This is a genomic window from Corynebacterium sp. H113, from assembly GCF_037572315.1.
Lineage (GTDB): Bacteria > Actinomycetota > Actinomycetes > Mycobacteriales > Mycobacteriaceae > Corynebacterium.
Map to the genome: position 1 here is coordinate 294,531 of NZ_JBBHKZ010000004.1, position 19,729 is coordinate 314,259.

Sequence of the window (19,729 nt, forward strand, 5' to 3'; positions counted from 1 at the left end):
TTGGTAGCCATGAGCGACCTTTACAACATTGAAGTAACCACCATCGACGGTAAGACCACGACACTTGGAGACTGGGCAGGGCACGTCTGGTTGGTAGTAAACACCGCCAGCGAATGTGGCTTGACCAGCCAGTACGAAGGTCTGGAACGGCTTTTCCAGGATTATGCTGCGCGTGGCTTCTTCGTGCTTGGCTTCCCCTGCAACCAGTTTGGTGCTCAAGAGCCAGGCAGCGATGACGACATCGCCGACTTTTGTAGCTCTGAATACGGGGTCTCGTTCCCGATGTTCTCCAAGGTCGAAGTCAACGGGCCAGATGCACACCCGCTGTACAAGAAGCTCACGGAGTTTGCTGATAGCGACGGTGAAGCAGGCGACGTGAAGTGGAACTTCGAGAAGTTTGTGGTCAGCGATTCCGGTGAAATCATCGGCCGTTTCCGCCCTACGGTGGATCCAGAAGACGACGATCTTCTCGACCTCATCGAGGAGAATCTGCCAGTCTAACTGGAGCCCACAAGTTCTAATTGGCCACAACGGCCTCGGGGGCAGCCTCAGCTGGGCGTTCGAACTTGCCGGTCGCGCCGAAGCCGAGAATGCCACCTCGATGGGCGAGCTTCATCGTCGCAACGCCTACTCCGCCGACCTCGTCACCACCAACGGTGACCAGATCGCCCTGCACATCAACAACGAAGTTGACGTGCTTGCCTAGCGGCCATGGGTCGTCATAAAAGACGATATCGCCAATCTGTGGCATGAAATCAGGCTCCTCATGAAACGCGTCGTTAGCCCGAAAGCGCTCGATCATGCGATCAACATCCGGCTCCAACCACGCGTATGGGTCCTCAGGTGTCGGCTCCGCAAGTGGCATGCCCACCTCATTCATTACCCAAGACACGAACGCCGCATCCCACTTGCCGTCACAGTCGTATGGAAACTCCTTCTTTACGACGTCGGGTGCAGGCGAATCGCCGTCACGCGGGGGTTCCGGTTGCGGAGTGGGCTCCGGCAAAATCTGATCGGTGCACATTGGACCGAAGTAGCGGGAACCATCGGGTTTGTCTAAGAACTGTTGGCGCGTGACGTTTGTTATATTCTGCTGCCACTGTGGACGTTCCAGATTGGTGGCCGGAAACTGATCAATCCGCCAAGCCATGGGGCGTACTGGACCCCACAAAATGAAAACCGCGCCAAAGATGAAGACGAAGCTCAACAGCAGGATCGGCCATGGCGGGATGGAGATCCTTTTGAGCTTTGACGTGCGGGGAGTGGTTGCACTGTCCTCAACGTCGTGGGCGGTTTTCGTCATGCATTAACCATATAGGTCGGCTACGAGAGACTGCAGTGGGGTTGTTATCCGCATGGCCTTGTAAAGTGGGTCTCGTAGGAATCGCCCACAGCCGGCACATGCCGGTGTACCAGGTGGGATAGTCCGAGCAACCAGGAGCAAAGCGTGGCCCGTGTAGTTGTCAATGTCATGCCCAAGGCCGAGATTCTCGACCCTCAGGGGCAGGCCGTCCAGCGTGCGCTGGGGCGCATCGGTGTGAATGGAATCGCCGATGTTCGTCAGGGCAAGAGGTTTGAATTGGAAGTGGATGAGTCTATCACCGACGCAGACTTGGACCGACTGGCAGCAACCCTGCTGGCAAATACGGTTATTGAAGATTACGAAGTTGTCCGCGAGGAAGCCAAGTGACCGCCAAGATTGGCGTCATCACTTTCCCCGGCACTCTTGATGACGTCGACGCGTTGCGCGCAGTTCGCCTTGCTGGCGCAGAGCCAGTAGAGCTGTGGCACGCCGATGCCGATCTGAAGTCTGTAGATGCAGTAGTTGTCCCTGGTGGATTCTCGTACGGCGACTACTTACGCTCCGGTGCTATCTCCGCACTGGCACCCGTCATGCAGTCCGTGATTGGTGCTGCGGAAGGTGGCATGCCAGTACTGGGTATCTGCAATGGTTTCCAGATCCTGACGGAGTCGGGTCTGCTGCCAGGTGCTTTGACTCGCAATGAAGCACTGCATTTCCACTGCGTCGATACGTACTTGGAAGTTGCAAACAACGAAACTGCGTGGACCAACCGTTTTGAGGTTGGGCAGAAGATCCTCATCCCAGCAAAACATGGTGAAGGTCGATTCCAGGCAGCGACAGAGACCATTAAGGAACTGGAAGAAGAAGGTCGCGTAGTGTTCCGCTACACCGACAACTTCAATGGTTCTATCAACTCGATTGCTGGTGTTACCAGCAAGAATGGTCGCGTTGTTGGTCTCATGCCACACCCAGAGCATGCTGTCGAAAAGCTGACTGGTCCATCGCTGGATGGCCTGGAGCTCTTCTTGTCCGTCGTCGGCACAATCGGTGCGTAGAAGCAGGGAAGTCGAGAACGTACATGTCTGAAACTAACTCCGAGTACACGGTGCATGACGACACCGTTGAGGCAGCAGCTGCCTCCCCAGATCTGGAACAGCCATGGGCTGAACTTGGTCTGAAGGAAGATGAATACCAGCGCATCCGCGAGATCCTGGGTCGTCGTCCAACTGATGCAGAGCTCGCCATGTATTCCGTTATGTGGTCTGAGCACTGCTCGTACAAGTCCTCGAAGGTGCACCTTCGCTACTTCGGCGAAACCACCACAGACGAAATGAAGTCGAAGATGCTCGCAGGCATCGGCGAAAACGCCGGTGTTGTCGACATCGGAGATGACTGGGCCGTGACCTTCAAGGTCGAGTCCCACAACCACCCGTCGTACGTCGAGCCGTACCAGGGCGCAGCAACCGGCGTCGGTGGCATTGTCCGCGACATCATGGCTATGGGTGCACGCCCAGTAGCAGTGATGGATCAGCTGCGTTTCGGTGCAGCTGATGCGCCAGACACCCAGCGCGTTTTGCCTGGTGTTGTCTCAGGTGTCGGTGGCTACGGCAACTGCCTCGGTTTGCCAAACATCGGTGGCGAGACTGTCTTTGACGAGTCGTACGCTGGCAACCCACTCGTGAACGCACTGTGCGTTGGTGTACTTCCGAAGGAAGACCTGCATCTGGCTTTCGCAACCGGTACCGGTAACCGCGTCGTTCTGTTCGGTTCCCGCACCGGTCTGGACGGTATCGGTGGCGTATCTGTTCTTGCTTCGGACACTTTCGAAGAAGGAGCAGAGCGCAAGCTTCCAGCGGTACAGGTCGGCGACCCATTTGCTGAGAAGGTCCTCATCGAATGCTGCCTCGACCTATACAAGGCTGGCGTTGTGGTCGGCATTCAGGACCTCGGTGGCGCAGGCCTGTCCTGTGCTGTTTCCGAACTTGCAGCATCCGGCGACAACGGCATGGCCGTGAACCTGGACAATGTCCATCTTCGCGCCGAAAACATGAGTGCAGCAGAGATCCTGTCGTCCGAGTCCCAGGAGCGCATGTGTGCAATTGTGCGCCCAGAAGACATGGACGAGTTCATGGCTATCTGCGCCAAGTGGGACGTCATCGCATCCGACATTGGTGAAGTCACCGAGAACACCAATCTGGTCATCACTCACGATGGCAAGACTGTTGTCGACGCTCCGCCGAAGACCATCGCTGATGAAGGTCCGACCTACCACCGTCCATACGCTCGTCCAGAGTGGCAGGATGCGCTTCAGATTGAACCTGAGCTGGCGCGTCCGTCGTCAAGCGAAGAGCTGCGGAAGACCGTTCTGGAGATGGCAGCATCCCCAGCACTGTGCTCCCGTGCGCACATCACCGAACAGTATGACCGCTACGTTCGTGGCAATACTGTCGCTGCCAAGGATGCAGATGCCGGTGTTCTTCGCGTGAACGAAGAAACTGGCCGTGGTGTTGCTCTGTCCACCGACGCTTCGGGTCGTTACACAAAGCTGGATCCACGCACCGGTGCGCAGCTGGCACTGGCTGAAGCTCACCGCAACGTCACTGTGTCGGGTGCAAAGCCATACGCAGTGTCGAACTGCATGAACTTCGGTTCCCCAGAAAATCCGGATGCAATGTGGCAGTTCGCGGAAGCTGTCCGTGGACTTGCTGATGGTTGTGCGGAACTCGCTGTTCCAGTAACTGGCGGCAACGTTTCCTTCTACAACCAGACTGGCGACGAGCCAATTCTGCCTACCCCAGTGATTGCTGTGCTGGGCATTATGGACAACGTTGAGAACACCATCACCAACCGTCTCGGCACTGTCGAGGACGAGGTGCTGTACGTTCTCGGTGAGACTGCTGACGAACTTGGCGGTTCCATTTGGCAGCAGGTTGCCCACAACGCGCTTGGTGGTATGCCACCTGCTATCGATTTGGCTAACGAAGAGAAGCTCGTTGATTTCTTCCACGGCACCATCGAGGCAGAAGGCAAGCATTTCGTCTCTGCGGCCCGCGACCTTTCCGAGGGCGGTCTTGCCCAGGCACTGGTGGAGGCTGCAGTTCAAGCCGGTGTCGGCGTTGAGGCCACTCTTGACGACGTCCATTCCGACGCATTCGTCGCCCTGTTTTCCGAATCTGCATCGCGTGCGCTAGTCGCAGTGCCAGCAGTAGACGCAGCAAAGCTGGAGGAGCGCGCCGCAGCAACTGGCGTGAAGGCAACACGCATTGGCGCTGTCGTTGCAGCCGATGAGCCAGTGATCAAGGTGTCTGGTGCCGCAGGCGCTGTTGAATTCGAGATTCCAGTAGCGGAGGCAGAGGATGCATGGCGTTCGACATTGCCAAAGCTGTTTGCTCACGCTGCAGGTGCCAACTCGGTTGTTGAAGCAGAGTAAATGAAGCAGAACACTTAAGAGCGACAGCTCGGCCTCTATGCGAGGTGTAGCTCCGAAAAGAGGGGCGGGAAACCGCAATGGTTTCCCGCCCCTCTTACGTAATCGGTGCGAGTTGAGCTGCCTCCGCGCTGCTCGTTCTGAAGAAGATTGTCAGCAGCTCACGCGTGAGCAAGCTAGATCGTTAGGAGTTGTGCGCAGACAACGGCGCGTTCACCAAGACACCCGGAGGAGCTTCGGAACTGAGGTCGAGTACATTCCGAAGTGCCTCGAAACCCTCGGGGACAAGCTGATAATGTGCCCATCGCCCTTTTCGGTTCACTGCCACTAGTCCACCCTTGACCAGGCGTTTCATGTGATGGCTAATAGTTGCAGGTGTCAGCTCAAGTGCTTCTGCGAGGTGGCAGGCGCATACTTCTTGGCCCTCTGCAAATGACAGAATTGTGAGCAGCTGAACACGAGTGGCATCGCCAAGAAGTTGGAACTTCTCTGCGAGGCGCTGTGCGATGGCAGGCTGAAATATTTGCAGTGGCTTTTCGCCATCTGAAGCGCAAAAATCTGCACCCGACGACTCCTCGGACGTGATGATCAGGGGAGTCATATTTTCGGCGTTCATATTCAACAGGTGTACTCGCTTGGACATGATTAGGCAAGAATCTAAATGTAAGGTGGATAGTGCTTACCCTCGGAAGGATTAAGACATGGCAAACGCAGGTAGCACACCACAAAATAGTGAAAATAATAAACCATTAATTTATTTTTTATGCAACTCAAACTGCGGGAAGTCGCAAATGGCCGAAGCCATTATGCGACTGCGTGCTGGTGACTCGGTTGACGTGCGTTCGGCTGGCGTAAAGCCCGGTTCGGAAGTTAATGCTGAGTCGGTAGCGTCGTTAAGCCGAATCGGAGCAGATATGTCGAACGGTGAACCAACCGCTATTGACGGCGACGTTATGGCTACCGCTGACCGTGTCATCGTTGTCGGTGGCGCGGAGATTCCACAGTACGACGGCATGAAGACCAGCGTCGAACGATGGGAAGTCGACGAGCCGTCACTTCGTGGCATCCACGGTGACGGGCGCATGGACCTGCTTCGCGATGAAATTGACCAGCGCGTACAGAATCTGGTCGACGAGCTCTAAGCCTTCTCTGGCAGAACCAGCGGCAGTGGCTGGTACCTGTCGCGCAGCGCCTTGAGGGACAGGTCGTGTGCTTCGAGGCGCTTATCTTCATCCGTGACCGGAGTGAAGTGTGGAACAGGTTGCGGATTGAAATCATCGTCAATGGCCACGTATGTCATCGACGAATGCAACGCGAGTTCCAGGCCACCACGGCCCTTGCGAGGCTCTCCCGAATGCACGTGGACGCTGAGATGCATGGACGTGGTGCCGGTGCGCAAAACGCGTGCTCGAACCTCTACGAGATCACCAATGTGGATTGGCTTGTAGAAGCGAATACCACCCGCGTACACCGCGATTGTTTGGCGCCCCGACCAGTTGGTCGTGACAGCTGTTGCGGCTTCGTCAATCCATTCCATTGCGGTGCCACCGTGCACATTGCCACCCCAGTTGATGTCGGTCGGCTTAGCCAAGAACCGAGTCGTCATTTCTGGGGCAGAAGAATCCGCGGAGTAAGTCTGAGCACGCATTGACGCCTCGATATCGCGACGAAGATCAAAACGCGACAACGCAGCTTCCTGCACGCGCTTTTCTTCTTCGGTCTCGGGCTCCCATTTTGGCACCTCCGTCGGCTTCCGGTTCTCGTCCATCGCAACGAAGATGACTACGCAGTCTGCAGCTCGCGTGAACTTGCCGTCACGCGGATCTGCCGACAGCACCTCATTCACAATGTGCATCGATGTGCGACCGGTATACGCAATCTTCGAGCGAACCTCAACGATATGGCCACTCGGAATGGGCCGTGTGAAGTGAATATGGCCGAAATACGCCGTTACGCAGTACGTTCCGCACCACTGCGAAGCGCACGCGTATGCAGCCTTATCGATCCACTGCAATACTCGCCCTCCATGCACACTATTGGTGCCTGCATTTAGTACGTCAGTGGGTGCAGCAAGGAAACGCAAAGTGAGCGATGGCGACAAATTCATGGCTGTCAGACTAACAACATTCATGATGATTGGCAGCGGAATTGCAGCTTTTGAAAACAGCGTTACGACGGTCGTTTCGTATCATCAACGCATGGCCAAAACCATTGACCCAGAGGAAGTTCGCGCCGCAGTGCTCCGTGTCGCGGAGTGGGTAAAAGACCCTGAGAACGAACCGCGACCGACGCGCGCAGCGATTGCAGCTGCGGTGCGGCTTACCGCGCGCACGATTTCTCAGGAAGCGCCAGGGCATAGCGTCGAGCTGCGAGTGCCACCTTATGTGGCCGTACAGTGCATCGAGGGACCACGCCACACTCGTGGCACGCCACCCAACGTGGTGGAAACCGATGCCGTGACGTGGCTTCAGCTAGCCACAGGACTGCGTGTTTTTGATGCCTCAGCGCCTGAGCTCGACGTATCGGGCACGCGAGCACATGAGGTCGCTGAACACCTGCCCGTCGTCAAGCTGTAGCTGCTTGGCTGGCTTACACGTCCTGCCAGTCGGGCTTGTTCTCCCAAGAGAACTTGTAGTACTCAGAGTGCTGCAGCAGAGAGCCGGCGCGCTCGTCAATGATCACGGTTGCACGTGGATGCATCTGCAGTATCGACGCAGGGCAGTTGGCTGACAACGGTCCTTCACACATATCGGCAACGGCCTGTGCCTTGCCCAAACCGGTGGCCAGCAACAGCAGGTGACGCGCCTTCGAGATTGTGCCGAGACCCTGGGTTACGCACTGCTTGGGGACGTCGTCAAGAGAGTCGAAGAAACGCGCGTTATCCGCAATTGTGCGTGGGTGCAGTGACTTCAACCGAGTGATCGACTGCAGTGAACTGCCTGGCTCATTAAAACCAATATGCCCATCGGATCCGATACCTAGCAGCTGGACATCAATGCCACCGGCTTCCTGGATCTGACGATCGTACTGGTAGGCGTGCTGCGGATCCTGTGCATTCGGGGAGTACACCACGGAATCGTGAATATCGATGTGGCTGGTGAACTCGCGACGAATGGTGGAGTAGTAGCTCTGCTCGTGGTCGTGTGGCAGGCCGACGTATTCATCGAGAAGGAAGGCGTTGCAATGCTCGAACGACAGTCCCTCTTCACGGTGGCGGCGGATGAGCTCCTTGTACGTCGGAACAGGGGTCGAACCCGTTGCCAAGCCAAGATTGGCTTCAGCTTCGGCATAGCGGGCAAGGATGTCAGCTGCGAGATTAGCGACAGCAGCCTCATCCTCGAGAATGATGATTTCCATACTTGGATCGACCCTTCCACAGGTTCATTGACACGTCGGGCACAAGTTTAGCGGTGCCAGGTTAATGCCCCCGGTTTTCGTCTCGTTAACCGCCTATTTGGTTTTGACCTACCTGGCACGACTATCTTTAATGATGTGGCCGATACCATGAACCCAGGTTCCCTTACAGGTTGCCCAACCCAGCCGACTTCACCTTTCGACGATTGCGGTGAGAATGCTCCCCGCGAAGAGTGTGGCGTATTCGGTGTATGGGCTCCGGGCGAAGATGTTTCGAAACTGACTTACTACGGTTTGTTCGCACTGCAGCACCGCGGTCAAGAAGCCGCTGGCATTGCTGTCGGCGACGGCGACCAGATTCTCGTCTTCAAAGATCTAGGCCTTGTGTCCCAGGTTTTTGACGAGCAGTCGTTGGAAGCGCTGAAGGGGCACGTCGCCATTGGACATACGCGGTACACCACGGCGGGTTCGCCGTCATGGGAAAACGCACAGCCCATGTTCCGTATGGCAGACGATGGCACCGACATCGCCCTCGGACACAATGGCAACCTCACCAACCATCTGACGTTGTTCGAGGAAGCAGAAGCTCTAGGTCTGGTCGATGACAGCAACGGCATGCCGAGCGATTCGGATATTATGTGCGCGCTGATCGCTCATGAGACCGGGCGTGTCGACGATCCGACGGAAGACGGATGCGAAACAAAGGTGGAGGTTGCTGCGAAGCGAGTTCTGCCACGCATTAAGGGCGCCTTCTGTTTGACGTTCACTGATGGCGACACGCTTTATGCTGCCCGTGACCCACAGGGCGTCCGTCCGCTGTGCCTGGGCCGTCTTGCAAATGGTTGGGTCATCGCCTCGGAGACGTGTGCGCTCGACATTGTTGGCGCCTCTTTCGTACGTGAAATTCAGCCTGGTGAATTGGTATCTATCGACGCCGCCGGTGTCCGCTCGATGCGTTTTGCTGAGACGAAGCATGCTGGCTGCATTTTCGAGTATGTGTACTTGGCTCGCCCAGACTCCGTGATCCGTGGTCGCTCTGTTAATGCTGTCCGTCTGGAACTGGGACGCCAGTTGGCGCGAGAGTTCCCAGCAGACGGTGACCTCGTGATGCCAACACCGGACTCAGGTACTCCAGCTGCTGTTGGCTATGCCCAGGAATCCGGAATCCCATTCGGTCAGGGCTTGACCAAGAACGCCTACGTTGGACGTACCTTCATCCAGCCTTCTCAGACGATTCGTCAGCTGGGTATCCGACTGAAGTTGAATCCTCTGAAGGAAGTCATCGCAGGTAAGCGACTCGTTGTTGTCGATGACTCGATTGTTCGTGGCAACACCCAACGTGCATTGATTCGTATGCTCCGCGAGGCGGGAGCTGCTGAAGTTCACGTCCGTATTGCCTCACCACCAGTCAAGTGGCCGTGCTTCTACGGCATTGATTTTGCTTCTCCAGGTGAGCTCATTGCTAATGGTTTGTCAGAGGATGCCGTTGTTGAAGGTATCGCGCGTGCGATCGGTGCAGACAGTCTCGGCTTCGTTTCTGTCGACGGTATGACAGAGGCGACAGAGCAGGCCGGCACCGAGCTATGCCGTGCATGCTTCGACGGACACTATCCACTGGGATTGCCGGAGAATGACGCTAATGCGGAAGCCGTCGCACGAATGCAATCCGCCCATGCAGCTACCCTGGGTAGCGACTAACCACGTTTGAAAAGAAAGAAGCGAGAAGCGGATATGACCGACAATCAGAACCGTGGCGCCTCCTATGCGGAAGCCGGTGTGGATATCGAGGCAGGCGATCGCGCAGTAGAGCTGTTCGCGCCAATTGCTAAGAAGGCCACTCGACCAGAGGTACGTGGAGGTCTCGGCGGTTTCGCCGGTCTCTTCGCGCTAGGGGAGTACAAGAAGCCACTGTTGGCTGCAGGCTCCGATGGTGTGGGTACGAAGCTTGCTGTTGCGCAGGCAATGGACAAGCATGACACCATCGGCCAAGACCTGGTTGCCATGGTTGTTGATGATCTGGTGGTCTGCGGTGCAGAACCACTTTTCCTGCAGGATTACATTGCTATTGGCAAGGTTGTCCCAGAGCACGTGGCGGAGATCGTCAAGGGGATTGCTGAAGGGTGTATTCAGGCTGGTTGCGCACTGCTCGGAGGCGAAACCGCGGAGCATCCAGGTGTGATGGAGCCAGGCGAGTACGACGTTTCGGCTACTGCAGTTGGTGTGGTCGAAGAAGACAAGGTGCTTGGCCCAGACCGCGTCCGTGAGGGCGATGTTGTCATCGGTATGGCCTCCTCAGGTCTTCACTCCAATGGTTACTCGCTGGCTCGGTACGTACTCCTGGAGCGCGCAGGCATGGACCTGAACGAGCACGTCGAGGACTTTGGTCGTACCTTGGGCGAAGAAATGCTCGAGCCAACTCGCATTTACGCCAAGGATTGTTTGGCACTGATGAATGAGACAGAGGTCCGTACGTTCTGCCACGTCACCGGTGGTGGCTTGGTGGGCAACATGGTCCGAATCATTCCAGAGGGACTGTGCGCTGACATGAACCGTGCAACGTGGACTCCTGGCCCAATCTTCCGCACTATTGCTGAAGTTGGTCAGGTTGCTCGCGAAGAGATGGAAAAGACCTTCAACATGGGTGTCGGCATGGTCGCTATTGTGGCCGCTGAAGATCGCGATCGTGCGCTGGCATTGCTCACTGCACGTCACATCGATGCTTGGGAGATCGGAACTGTTCGTGCTGCTCAGGACGGCGAAGCTGGCGCAGTTCTGGTGGGCGACCACCCACGGTTCTAGGAATATAAAAACGACGGAAACCCCGCCACACCATTCGGTGCGGCGGGGTTTCCGCTTGAAGCATTTACTCACACATAAGTGGAGAAGACGTTCATGTTACGCGTCAAAAGCGATCGTCGCCGGACGCCCAATCCTCCCAATCAGAGTAATCGTCTTCAACGTCGGAGTCGTCCTTCTTTCCAACGAGCTCACGCTGAAGCCTTTCCAGATCCATATCTGGCGTGTCGTACTTGAGCTGACGAGCTACTTTCGCCTGCTTTGCCTTGGCACGGCCGCGACCCATGGCCTGACCCCCTCATGTGGTCTGGGGTACGGCACGGGATTCGGCCGCCCCACTATGTTCTATATGCGTCAATTCCTGTAAGACACCATAGCCTATTACAGAGCGCACGGGTGACCGCCCTTGGACAATATCGTGTCGTGTCACAACTATTGCCGAGGTGAAACTTCGCTGACCTGCGGTTATGTAAAAACGATGTTCAGTAGATTGTCAATAAGGCCACACCTAATTCGTGTCGCGAAGGTCGCTTGTGGGGTCGATTCCAGTGCGTAGACGTGTTACCGCGGCTCGACCAGGACGAATTGCATCGTCGCGGTCAACAGTGGATGGGTCGACTGACACGGCGCATTCGCCAACAGTGAGTGCAACACCCTCCTGAACTGAACGTTTGACCAGCGCAAGAGCGATAGGACCGAAGTCGCAATGATGCACAACCGTGCCGACGTAGCCAACAGTTCGCTTCCCAGATTTCACAGCATCGCCGGTTTCGGGAAGTTCAGACGCAGAGCCGTCAATCTGCAGCATCACCAGAGTGCGAGGAGGCCGACCAAGATTATGGACCCTCGACACAGTCTCTTGGCCGCGGTAGCAGCCCTTTTCCAGATGCACAGCCGCTGGATCGAACTCAGATGCGATCCAGCGTGGCGATTCGTGGGGGATCATCTTCTCATCGACATCAAGGCCGACTTCGGGGCGCAGTGACACCACTCGTTCGGCTTCCCATGCCATGAGTCCAGTCGGGCGCGCACCAGCTGCCAACAGTTGGTCAGTGACAGCAACTGAGGCGCTGCGAGGAACTAAAAGGTCAACCGTCCCGCCAGCTGGCCAGGGAAGATGTCGGATCATCGCGACATCGTCGCCAAGTGCAGCACAGTCAGCGCCAGCAAGCGATGCGGTGCCCACCTGCGGAAAGGGAAGATGGGCCGCCGCCAATGTTTCCGGTGAGGTCGGACCAACCACTGACAACACTGCAAGATCTGTTTCGCGAACCTCGACCTTTGACCAGAAGATCATCATGGTCAAATACTTCAGCAACGACTCGGCAGAAAGCGGTGGGACATCCAACAGCACGGAATCCTCCAGCACTGTCACCACCATGTGATGAAGAACGCGCCCCTGAGGATCCAAATTGAGTGCTTCGGTGACGGTTCCCGACGAAACGTCGTCAAGCTTCTGTGAAAACAGGGTGTTGAGCCACGTCAACCGATCTTCGCCGGTGATCTCAATGACGGTGCGGTACGAGCGATCAACTAAAGCGGTTGATTCGTGTATTGCTCGCTGCTCGACCAATGGGGAGCCGTAATGCCATGCCACGCCCGCACGCCCGCCGACATCATCACCTTCGACTGCAACAGCGCCAGGAAGATGCGAGACGATCGGACTGGAAAAATCGATAGCCACACCGACATCGTATCGTGTCTTGTTGGTAATAGGCTAAGGGTCATGAAGAATTCCCAGACTTCTTTGGTTCTTATCGACGTCTTATCCGGCGATACCCCATTCGTAGTTGATGCCTCGCAGCCGTTTCTTTTCGCTGATGACTTAGGAGCTGTACGTGGCGATGGAGTCTTTGAAACGCTCCTCGTTCGCGACGGACACACGTGTAATACCAAACGACATGAGGACCGCTTCCTGTCGTCCTCAGCGATGCTGGAGATGCCGGAACCGGATCTTGAACAGTGGCGCGCAGCCAACGCACTGGCTCTGGCAGAACTGCGCAAGCTCGGTATCGGCGATTCTGATGGTTCGTTGCGGTGGGTGTACTCCCGAGGTCGAGAATCGACTGGTGAGCCTACTGGCTATGTTCTGGCCTCGATTTCACCGGACATGGGGCAGGTGCGTCGTCAAGGAGTGAAAGTCATGCTTGCGCAGCGTGGTTTTTCACTGGACCTGGGGAGCAAGGCGCCGTGGGCACTAATTGGGGCGAAGACGCTGTCGTACGCGGCCAACATGGCGGCACTCCGATACGCAAAAGCCAACGACTTTGACGATGTCATCTTCGTTTCTGCCGAAGGAAATCTGCTGGAAGGCCCAACGTCGACGATTATCATCGTTCGTGGCACGGAGTTGCTTACACCGAAGCCTGGGGAAGGCATTCTGCCGGGTACCACGCAGGCAGCACTCTTTGCTCAGGCAGAAAAAGAGGGGTGGACATGCGTAGAAGCAAATCTCACCCCTGAGGATCTACAGACCGCCGACTCTGTCTGGCTTGTTTCTTCCGTCCGCATTGCAGTTCGCGTCACCACTGTGGACGGGCAGCCACTCGCAGAGCCGTCTGCAGAATCGCAGCTGGCATTTCACAAGCTTTGCGACGACGCCCTCGCCAGCAACTAGCCCACAGTTAGCCACGCTCATGGCCCGCTACGAGATCGAGCCTAGCCGGCGTAACGCGTCAGTTGAGCGGACATACGTGGCACGAATTCGTCGTCACGCAGTCGTTCGTCGACCCAGCCTAGGTCGTTGTTTGGCATGAGGCCGTACAGGCGCTTGCCAGGGCCGAGAGATGCGGGACCGGTGGCGGTGACCATCGTGGAGGCCGCCTGCAGTTCCCATGCGCGCTCGGAAATTGGCTCGCCGTAGTAGATCTCGACAACGCCAGTGGAGTGGGTGCAGACGAACTCGATCTCGTCGTCATCGTTGATGCGCCAGAAACCGGTTTCGCGGAGGTCTGGCCCCGTTGGGTTCCCGTCTTCGTCGAGCTTCCAGAAGCGTGATTCGTAGCTGAGGTAATTTTCGCCATCGTGCTTGAAAATCAGCTGCTGGCCGAACGCATAGTTGCCGTCGACGACAGTGTCTGCCTTGCCCTCTCCACGCCACACGCCGACGAGCGGGAGCAACGCCAGCAAACCATCATGCAGGTTTGGTCCCTGGCGAAGATTCGCGGTGTCTTCTGGGATCGGCAGCCCAGGTAGCTCAGAAATATTCCGCGAAGCCGTGGATTCTGCAGTTTGTGCAGCACGGTTCACTGCCTCATTTCCGTTGAGGAGTGGTGCGTTTGATTCGTTCGCTTCATTGGCATCGGTCATGCCTCTTAGTTTACGCATCCACTTTTCCGACCATGCGGGGTGCCAAGGTTGAAGCGCTAGTTTGCGTAGTGAAGACTGAGATCCGTGGCAACTAACGACACCGATGCAGTCCCCGGCAGACTAATTGGAGTCCTCTTAGTGTGAACCTTCGAAATCAGATTTGTCGTCAGCAACTGGGAGGAAATCACGAGGAGACACTGTTGCATGGATCTTCTCCGCTTCCACGAAGATGAAGCCACCCGACACGTAAATACGAGTCGGAGGCATATCCAGAGGCAAACTTTCACCTGGAAGTTCGAGATAGAAGACATCCAAGAATTCCTGGGTGAGCTCGTCGTTTAGCTCTTTACCCGGAGTCTCCTTCGTCGTCTCCTTATCTTCCGGACCCGAAATAATATGATCCGGGAGGAAGTACACGTCACCGCTTTTAATTCGCAGCTTTACGACGGCCGTCACTGGTGCCGAATACCCCTTCGGGGTCGCTTCGAGGATGGCCTCGGTTTCCCAACCGCCAGCGGGGGAGACGTCGTCAAGGTTTTGAATGACGAGGTCGGTCAGCCCCATGTGTTGACCAAGGGCAAGGCCATCGAACTGCAGATTGGTGAAAAACTTCTTTGCGTAGGTCGATTCGAAGTCCCCACTCCAGACGCTGCGGGCCGGAACTTTGGCATCGGAAGCGCCGGATTCGACGGATACGAGGCCAAATCCAGGGACTTCGAGGTCACGAGCGCGCACACGAATTGAAGACAGCTTCCCGGTAACAAACGAGGATGAATACGCCATGCCGCCCAGTCCAACGTACGGATCTGCGGGCAAATTCGCGTCCGCCCGCAAGGAATTGGCGAAGCTGCGTTCAGCGTGGATGGCAACCCCAGCGTCGGCAAGGAAAAGCATGGCCAATGAGGCACATACTCCACCTATTATTTTCCGACGACGAGAAGATGACACATCTCATTCATACCCTATTGGCTGCTTGTTCCAGTATTCGCTTGTGTATTCGTTTGTGCGTACGATTCGCCAGCTAGGACTCCTGAGGCTGTCTACAGTGGTGCCATGGACCTCAACTTGCAGCACTTTCCATCCGTTCTTTCCGGTGATTCGTTGAACTCTGCTCGACGTCTCCTTGTCGACGCCACGGCTCAGGACCGCGTCGAACCATTCGGCGAGGCCTTTGTACGTGGATTGTCGGAACCACAGCGAGGCCATCAGCACGTGGCCGTATTCTCCGCGGATCAGCCGGGTCAATGCATAGCACTCGCAGGTATTGCCCCTGATTCCATCGAGTTGGTCGTACACCCAGCTTTTCGACGTCGCGGAGTCGGGCAACGATTGCTGCAAAGCGTTGATGAGATCGTCGTAAAGCCGGGGCGTCTGCCGATATGGGCTCATGGCAATCTTCCGGGTGCGCAGCAGTTGGCAGCTGTCACGGGGCGGAAGATGAATCGGCAGTTGCTGCAGATGTCGATTGAAGGAGAGTCGCTTGACTTGGCTGCGGAGGGTGGCGAGGTCCCCGATGGGATTGAGCTCGAAACCTATGCAGAACTTGAGAAAAACATAGGTAGGGAAGCTGCGGACAGCGCATGGTTGGCCGTCAATAATGAAGCCTTTGATTGGCACCCAGAACAGGGGAATTGGACGCAGGGCGATCTAGATTTGGCGCGCAGTGCTGACTGGTTTGATTCAGCCGGGGTGTTCTTCGCGGTTGATCGAGATAGTAGAGAAGTCGTTGGATTCCACTGGACAAAAATGCATCCTGAACAGGAGGAACGTGTAGGTGAGGTCTATGTCATTGGGCTGGCTGAGCGTGCTCGAGGACGGGGTGTAGGGGCTTGGTTAACCCGAATTGGATTGAAAGATCTGGTTGCGCGAGGTGCCGGGGCGGTCATTCTCTATGTGGAAGGGGGTAACGCGACGGCAATTCGAACCTACGAAAAGACAGGATTCGAGCTTGCGCGAATGGACGTTATGTACGGGTAATTACAGGAATATATGGCGAATTTGTTGCAGTACTCACAGTCAAAATTAAGTAGTTAACCAATTGTTAACCTAGATAACAGCAGTGCGTCACCCTGGAACGTTATCTTCGCCTACTAGTGGGGCCTGGACATTGGTTCCACGGAAGATGCGGAACTGATGTCTGCGGCTGTGCTCGCTGAATAGGAACCGTGTTCGCCCCCCTGATTCCGTTAAGTGTTGAAGGTTGTCGCCAATCCTGGCGCGTACTAGAGATGCTGCATTAATTTTCATCCGGAGGAACCCGTGCTGAAGAACACTCGTCGCCGTGCTGCCATTTTGGGACTGACCGCTGTTGCTGGTCTGACCCTCTCCGCTTGCTCTGAGGGTGGAGACACCGGAGCATCTGAAGTTGAAGGTCTGACCGAAACCACCGGTGAGCTGCAGGGTGAGGGCGCTACCTCCCAGCAGCGTGCAATGGACCTGTTTGCAACCCTGTACGAAGAGACCGGTTCGACCCTGTCTTACAACGCAACCGGTTCGGGCTCTGGCCAGACCCAGTTCATCGCAGGCACCGTTGCATTCGCTGGCTCGGACTCTCCACTGAAGGAGAAGGACGGCAAGGATCAGATCGCAGAAGCTAAGAAGCGTTGCGGTGGCAACGACGCTTGGCACCTGCCAATGGTCATCGGCCCAGTTGCTGTTGCATACAACCTCGAGGGCGTTGAGCTTAACCTGTCGCCAGAAGTTGTTGCTGAAATCTTCGACGGCAAGATCACCAAGTGGAACGATGAAAAGATCGCCAAGCTGAACGAAGGCGCAGATCTTCCAGACAAGGACATTTCGGTTATCTACCGCTCGGAAGAGTCCGGTACCACCGACAACTTCATGAAGTTCCTGTCGGCTTCCGCTCCAGATCAGTGGAAGCACGAGGCTTCGAAGTCCTTCCCAACCGCAACCGGTGCTGGCGCTAACGGCTCCGCTGGTGTTGTGGACCAGGTTGCAGCTATTGACGGTGGCATCACCTACGTTGAGGCTGGCTTCGCTAAGGATAAGGATCTTGGCATCGCCAAGATGGACTTCGGCAACGGCCCAGTTGAGCTGAACGCTGAAACCGTTGGTAAGGCAATGGACAACGTTGAGTACAAGTCCGAGGGCCACGACATGGTTGTGGACTCCGACAAGCTCTTCTCGATGGATCAGGAAGGTGCTTACCCACTGGTTCTGACCACCTACGAGATCGTTTGCTCCGCTGGCTACGACGAGCAGACCCGCGACCTGGTCAAGAACTTCTTCAAGGTTGTTCTTGAGAAGGGTCAGTCCCCAGAGCTCGAAGAGCTGGGCTACATCCCAGTTCAGGGTGAGTTCAAGCAGAAGCTGGTCGACGCAGTCGACGCCATCAAGTAGTTCTCTGCGAATCGTATAATCCTGACTTTTAGCAGTCACGAGAGCCGCCGGCCGGTTGACCATTTGACACGTGTTTTCTTTGAAAAGCGGTGCAATAGGTCAATCGGCCTCAGGTGCGTAAATGGCAGCTAAATACTTTGACAAGGAAATTGATTATGTCTTCCCCTACATCCGCTAAGGGAAACGAAGAGCTGAAAGAAGTAACTGCCGATACGTTGTCCAACGCGCCTCGCGTTGGCACCCGCTCAGATGAGCCGGGTGAAGCTCAGGTAGCACACGGTGTGGTGCGCCCAGGTGACCGTATCTTCCGCATGCTTTCGGTCGGTTCTTCGGCTTTGGTTACGGTTTTCATTATCGCGATTGCGGCATTCTTGATGCTCCGCGCTATTCCGGCCATCTCCCGAAACCAAGAGAACTTCTTCACCTACTCAGAGCGCTGGAACTTGGCTGATACCGCAGCAATGCACTTCGGTATTCCAAACCTGTTCCTCGTAACCATCACGGTTTCGATCTTGGCCCTGATCCTGGCTATGCCGGTTGCACTTGGTATCGCTATCTTCTTGACCACCTACGCGCCAAAGCGACTAGTTAAGCCACTTGGTTACCTAGTTGACCTGCTCGCTGCAGTACCATCCATCGTTTACGGTCTGTGGGGCTTCATGGCTCTTGGACCAGCACTGTCAGGCTTCTACGAGGCCTTGGCAAAGAACTTGTCGTTCATTCCGTTGTTCCAGACCTACGTCAACTCTCCGGACTTTGCGACGGGTCGTAACCTCTTCACTGGTGGCATCGTCCTGGCAATTATGATTCTGCCGGTTATCGCAGCTACCACCCGAGAGGTTTTCGTTCAGACTCCTCGTGGACACATCGAAGCTGCCCTCGCACTCGGTGCAACCCGCTGGGAAATGGTCCGTATGGCGGTTCTTCCATTCGGTAAGTCCGGCTACATCTCCGGCTCGATGCTGGGTCTTGGTCGTGCACTCGGTGAAACCATGGCGTTGTACATGGTTATCTCTACGTCTGACGCGTTCCGTGGTTCGCTGTTCGATGGTGGCACCACTTTCGCAACGGCCATTGCTAATGCTGCTCCGGAGTTCAACGACAACTTGAAGGCCGGCGCTTACATGTCCGCAGGTCTTGTCTTGTTCCTGTTGACCTTCGTGGTTAACTCCGCTGCTCGCATGATTGCGAAGAAGTAATCGGAAAAGAGGATATCGACATGACTAACCAAAACGATAGCGTCATCGTGGCGGACCCTAATGAAAAGGTCTCTACGAGTGACTCTGCCTTTACCCCTCTCAAGGGTTCGCGCAAGGTAGTTGACAACCTTTCGACCGTATTGATCTACGCCTGCATGGCGCTGGCACTGATCCCACTCGGCTGGGTTTTGTTCGAACTCATCACCCGTGGCACCAGCTCACTTCTTTCTCCAGAATGGTGGACCGCCTCTCAGCGAGGTGTGACCGTTGGTTCTGCAGAAGGCGGTGTTGCACACGCAATCATCGGTACCATTGTTCAGGCTCTGGTTACTGCAATCATCACGGTGCCAGTCGGCATCTTCGTTGCAATCTACCTGGTCGAGTACGCGGGCAACTCGCGTCTTGGCAAGATCACGACCTTCATGGTGGACATCCTTTCGGGTGTTCCATCCATCGTTGCTTCGCTGTTCATTTACTCCATGTGGGTCGTTATGTTCGGCATGAGCCGTTCAGGCTTCGCAGTTTCGTTGGCTCTGGTGCTGCTTATGCTCCCAGTAGTTGTTCGAAACACAGAGGAAATGCTTCGCGTTGTTCCTCACGACCTGCGTGAAGCGTCTTACGCACTGGGCGTTCCAAAGTGGAAGACCATCGCAAAGATCGTTTTGCCTACCGCTCTCTCCGGCATTGTTACCGGTGTCATGCTTGCAGTTGCACGTGTTATGGGTGAGTCGGCACCAATGCTGATTCTGGTTGCTACTTCCCGAATCATCATGTGGAACCCATTCGGTCAGTCTCAGTCTTCGTTGCCACTGTTCATGCTGGACATGTACAAGGCAGGTAACACCGGTGCGGCATTCGACAAGATGTGGGGCGCAGCTCTGACGCTGGTCCTGATCATTGCACTCATCAATGTCATCGCGCGAGTCATCTCCGCAAAGTTCTCTGTAAAGAGCTAATCGGGCGCTAAGCCTCAGATTCCTA

Annotated in this window: 21 protein-coding genes; 13 read left to right on the forward strand and 8 right to left on the reverse strand. The window is 55.9% G+C overall.

Features of this window, described 5'->3' with window-relative positions:
• Positions 1–9 precede the first annotated feature (9 nt).
• Positions 10–501, forward strand: coding sequence for a glutathione peroxidase (locus WG938_RS09650; RefSeq protein ID WP_339979989.1), 492 nt, complete (start codon positions 10–12; stop codon positions 499–501).
• Positions 502–517: 16 nt separating this feature from the next.
• Here WG938_RS09650 and WG938_RS09655 read toward each other — a convergent pair whose 3' ends face one another.
• A complete protein-coding gene (locus tag WG938_RS09655; protein ID WP_339979990.1) occupies positions 518–1,303 on the reverse strand; it encodes a CHAP domain-containing protein in 786 nt (261 codons plus the stop codon).
• Between the two features lie 144 nt (positions 1,304–1,447).
• On the opposite strand from WG938_RS09655, the gene purS reads away from it, so the two are divergent.
• Genes purS through purL form a run of 3 tightly spaced genes read left to right on the forward strand, consistent with a single transcriptional unit; the run spans position 1,448 to position 4,733 of the window.
• Entirely contained in the window at positions 1,448–1,690 is a 243-nt protein-coding gene (gene purS / locus WG938_RS09660) for a phosphoribosylformylglycinamidine synthase subunit PurS (protein WP_339979991.1), read from the forward strand.
• Positions 1,687–2,358: a phosphoribosylformylglycinamidine synthase subunit PurQ gene (purQ, locus tag WG938_RS09665; protein WP_339979993.1), complete on the forward strand. Its 672-nt coding sequence runs from the start codon at positions 1,687–1,689 to the stop codon at positions 2,356–2,358. The genes purS and purQ overlap by 4 nt, the downstream gene beginning before the upstream one ends.
• Positions 2,359–2,381: 23 nt before the next feature.
• Positions 2,382–4,733 carry a phosphoribosylformylglycinamidine synthase subunit PurL gene (purL, locus tag WG938_RS09670; protein WP_339979994.1) on the forward strand — a complete coding sequence of 784 codons (2,352 nt, stop codon included), beginning with the start codon at positions 2,382–2,384 and terminating at the stop codon, positions 4,731–4,733.
• Between the two features lie 181 nt (positions 4,734–4,914).
• On the opposite strand, the gene WG938_RS09675 is transcribed toward purL, so the two are convergent.
• A complete protein-coding gene (locus WG938_RS09675) occupies positions 4,915–5,346 on the reverse strand; it encodes an ArsR/SmtB family transcription factor (RefSeq protein ID WP_339979995.1) in 432 nt (143 codons plus the stop codon).
• Between the two features lie 85 nt (positions 5,347–5,431).
• Here WG938_RS09675 and WG938_RS09680 point away from each other — a divergent pair, with 85 nt between their 5' ends.
• Positions 5,432–5,872: an arsenate-mycothiol transferase ArsC gene (locus WG938_RS09680; RefSeq protein WP_339979996.1), complete on the forward strand. Its 441-nt coding sequence runs from the start codon at positions 5,432–5,434 to the stop codon at positions 5,870–5,872.
• Here the strand turns inward: WG938_RS09680 and WG938_RS09685 are convergent.
• Positions 5,869–6,837 (reverse strand): acyl-CoA thioesterase, encoded by a 969-nt coding sequence (locus WG938_RS09685; protein ID WP_339979997.1) that lies wholly within the window; start codon positions 6,835–6,837, stop codon positions 5,869–5,871. The two genes, WG938_RS09680 and WG938_RS09685, sit on opposite strands and share 4 nt — an antisense overlap.
• Positions 6,838–6,928: 91 nt before the next feature.
• On the opposite strand from WG938_RS09685, the gene WG938_RS09690 reads away from it, so the two are divergent.
• Positions 6,929–7,306, forward strand: coding sequence for a sterol carrier family protein (locus WG938_RS09690; protein WP_339979998.1), 378 nt, complete (start codon positions 6,929–6,931; stop codon positions 7,304–7,306).
• A 13-nt stretch (positions 7,307–7,319) separates the two neighbouring features.
• Here WG938_RS09690 and nagB read toward each other — a convergent pair whose 3' ends face one another.
• Positions 7,320–8,087, reverse strand: coding sequence for a glucosamine-6-phosphate deaminase (nagB, locus tag WG938_RS09695; RefSeq protein WP_339979999.1), 768 nt, complete (start codon positions 8,085–8,087; stop codon positions 7,320–7,322).
• Between the two features lie 147 nt (positions 8,088–8,234).
• On the opposite strand from nagB, the gene purF reads away from it, so the two are divergent.
• Both purF and purM read left to right on the forward strand, forming a co-directional pair.
• Positions 8,235–9,782, forward strand: coding sequence for an amidophosphoribosyltransferase (gene purF, locus WG938_RS09700; protein WP_339980053.1), 1,548 nt, complete (start codon positions 8,235–8,237; stop codon positions 9,780–9,782).
• Positions 9,783–9,815: 33 nt separating this feature from the next.
• Positions 9,816–10,883: a phosphoribosylformylglycinamidine cyclo-ligase gene (purM, locus tag WG938_RS09705; RefSeq protein WP_339980001.1), complete on the forward strand. Its 1,068-nt coding sequence runs from the start codon at positions 9,816–9,818 to the stop codon at positions 10,881–10,883.
• A gap of 103 nt (positions 10,884–10,986) precedes the next feature.
• Here the strand turns inward: purM and WG938_RS09710 are convergent, their stop codons facing one another.
• Both WG938_RS09710 and ygfZ read right to left on the reverse strand, forming a co-directional pair.
• On the reverse strand, positions 10,987–11,166 hold the full coding sequence (locus WG938_RS09710; RefSeq protein ID WP_339980002.1) for a DUF3073 domain-containing protein: 180 nt from the start codon (positions 11,164–11,166) through the stop codon (positions 10,987–10,989).
• Positions 11,167–11,388: 222 nt separating this feature from the next.
• Entirely contained in the window at positions 11,389–12,564 is a 1,176-nt protein-coding gene (ygfZ, locus tag WG938_RS09715) for a CAF17-like 4Fe-4S cluster assembly/insertion protein YgfZ (RefSeq protein ID WP_339980003.1), read from the reverse strand.
• Between the two features lie 42 nt (positions 12,565–12,606).
• Here ygfZ and WG938_RS09720 point away from each other — a divergent pair, with 42 nt between their 5' ends.
• Positions 12,607–13,497 (forward strand): aminodeoxychorismate lyase, encoded by an 891-nt coding sequence (locus tag WG938_RS09720; protein ID WP_339980005.1) that lies wholly within the window; start codon positions 12,607–12,609, stop codon positions 13,495–13,497.
• Positions 13,498–13,538: 41 nt separating this feature from the next.
• On the opposite strand, the gene WG938_RS09725 is transcribed toward WG938_RS09720, so the two are convergent.
• Together WG938_RS09725 and WG938_RS09730 are read right to left on the reverse strand one after the other, a co-directional pair.
• The gene (locus WG938_RS09725; protein ID WP_339980006.1) at positions 13,539–14,189 is read right to left on the reverse strand and encodes an FABP family protein; all 651 of its coding nucleotides are present in this window, start codon (positions 14,187–14,189) and stop codon (positions 13,539–13,541) included.
• Positions 14,190–14,324: 135 nt separating this feature from the next.
• Positions 14,325–15,083, reverse strand: a complete 759-nt coding sequence (locus WG938_RS09730) for an LmeA family phospholipid-binding protein (protein WP_339980007.1) — start codon at positions 15,081–15,083, stop codon at positions 14,325–14,327.
• A gap of 159 nt (positions 15,084–15,242) precedes the next feature.
• Here WG938_RS09730 and mshD point away from each other — a divergent pair, with 159 nt between their 5' ends.
• From mshD to pstA, 4 genes are all read left to right on the forward strand, one after another.
• Positions 15,243–16,166, forward strand: a complete 924-nt coding sequence (gene mshD / locus WG938_RS09735) for a mycothiol synthase (protein WP_339980009.1) — start codon at positions 15,243–15,245, stop codon at positions 16,164–16,166.
• A 282-nt stretch (positions 16,167–16,448) separates the two neighbouring features.
• Positions 16,449–17,549 (forward strand): phosphate ABC transporter substrate-binding protein PstS, encoded by a 1,101-nt coding sequence (gene pstS, locus WG938_RS09740; RefSeq protein ID WP_339980011.1) that lies wholly within the window; start codon positions 16,449–16,451, stop codon positions 17,547–17,549.
• A gap of 155 nt (positions 17,550–17,704) precedes the next feature.
• A complete protein-coding gene (gene pstC / locus WG938_RS09745; protein ID WP_339980012.1) occupies positions 17,705–18,748 on the forward strand; it encodes a phosphate ABC transporter permease subunit PstC in 1,044 nt (347 codons plus the stop codon).
• A gap of 20 nt (positions 18,749–18,768) precedes the next feature.
• Positions 18,769–19,704, forward strand: a complete 936-nt coding sequence (pstA, locus tag WG938_RS09750; protein ID WP_339980013.1) for a phosphate ABC transporter permease PstA — start codon at positions 18,769–18,771, stop codon at positions 19,702–19,704.
• The last annotated feature ends 25 nt before the right edge of the window (positions 19,705–19,729 follow it).

Excerpts from the sequence above, each read along its gene's own strand:
- pstA (WP_339980013.1), top strand. The coding sequence starts at position 18,769 with ATGACTAACCAAAACGATAGCGTCATCGTGGCGGACCCTAATGAAAAG.
- WG938_RS09655 (WP_339979990.1), bottom strand. The coding sequence starts at position 1,303 with ATGACGAAAACCGCCCACGACGTTGAGGACAGTGCAACCACTCCCCGC.
- WG938_RS09690 (WP_339979998.1), top strand. The coding sequence starts at position 6,929 with ATGGCCAAAACCATTGACCCAGAGGAAGTTCGCGCCGCAGTGCTCCGT.
- purF (WP_339980053.1), top strand. The coding sequence starts at position 8,235 with ATGAACCCAGGTTCCCTTACAGGTTGCCCAACCCAGCCGACTTCACCT.
- WG938_RS09720 (WP_339980005.1), top strand. The coding sequence starts at position 12,607 with ATGAAGAATTCCCAGACTTCTTTGGTTCTTATCGACGTCTTATCCGGC.
- WG938_RS09675 (WP_339979995.1), bottom strand. The coding sequence starts at position 5,346 with ATGAACGCCGAAAATATGACTCCCCTGATCATCACGTCCGAGGAGTCG.
- WG938_RS09650 (WP_339979989.1), top strand. The coding sequence starts at position 10 with ATGAGCGACCTTTACAACATTGAAGTAACCACCATCGACGGTAAGACC.
- pstC (WP_339980012.1), top strand. The coding sequence starts at position 17,705 with ATGTCTTCCCCTACATCCGCTAAGGGAAACGAAGAGCTGAAAGAAGTA.
- WG938_RS09680 (WP_339979996.1), top strand. The coding sequence starts at position 5,432 with ATGGCAAACGCAGGTAGCACACCACAAAATAGTGAAAATAATAAACCA.
- WG938_RS09725 (WP_339980006.1), bottom strand. The coding sequence starts at position 14,189 with ATGACCGATGCCAATGAAGCGAACGAATCAAACGCACCACTCCTCAAC.
- purL (WP_339979994.1), top strand. The coding sequence starts at position 2,382 with ATGTCTGAAACTAACTCCGAGTACACGGTGCATGACGACACCGTTGAG.
- purM (WP_339980001.1), top strand. The coding sequence starts at position 9,816 with ATGACCGACAATCAGAACCGTGGCGCCTCCTATGCGGAAGCCGGTGTG.
- nagB (WP_339979999.1), bottom strand. The coding sequence starts at position 8,087 with ATGGAAATCATCATTCTCGAGGATGAGGCTGCTGTCGCTAATCTCGCA.
- WG938_RS09730 (WP_339980007.1), bottom strand. The coding sequence starts at position 15,083 with ATGCTTTTCCTTGCCGACGCTGGGGTTGCCATCCACGCTGAACGCAGC.
- WG938_RS09710 (WP_339980002.1), bottom strand. The coding sequence starts at position 11,166 with ATGGGTCGCGGCCGTGCCAAGGCAAAGCAGGCGAAAGTAGCTCGTCAG.
- mshD (WP_339980009.1), top strand. The coding sequence starts at position 15,243 with ATGGACCTCAACTTGCAGCACTTTCCATCCGTTCTTTCCGGTGATTCG.
- WG938_RS09685 (WP_339979997.1), bottom strand. The coding sequence starts at position 6,837 with ATGAATTTGTCGCCATCGCTCACTTTGCGTTTCCTTGCTGCACCCACT.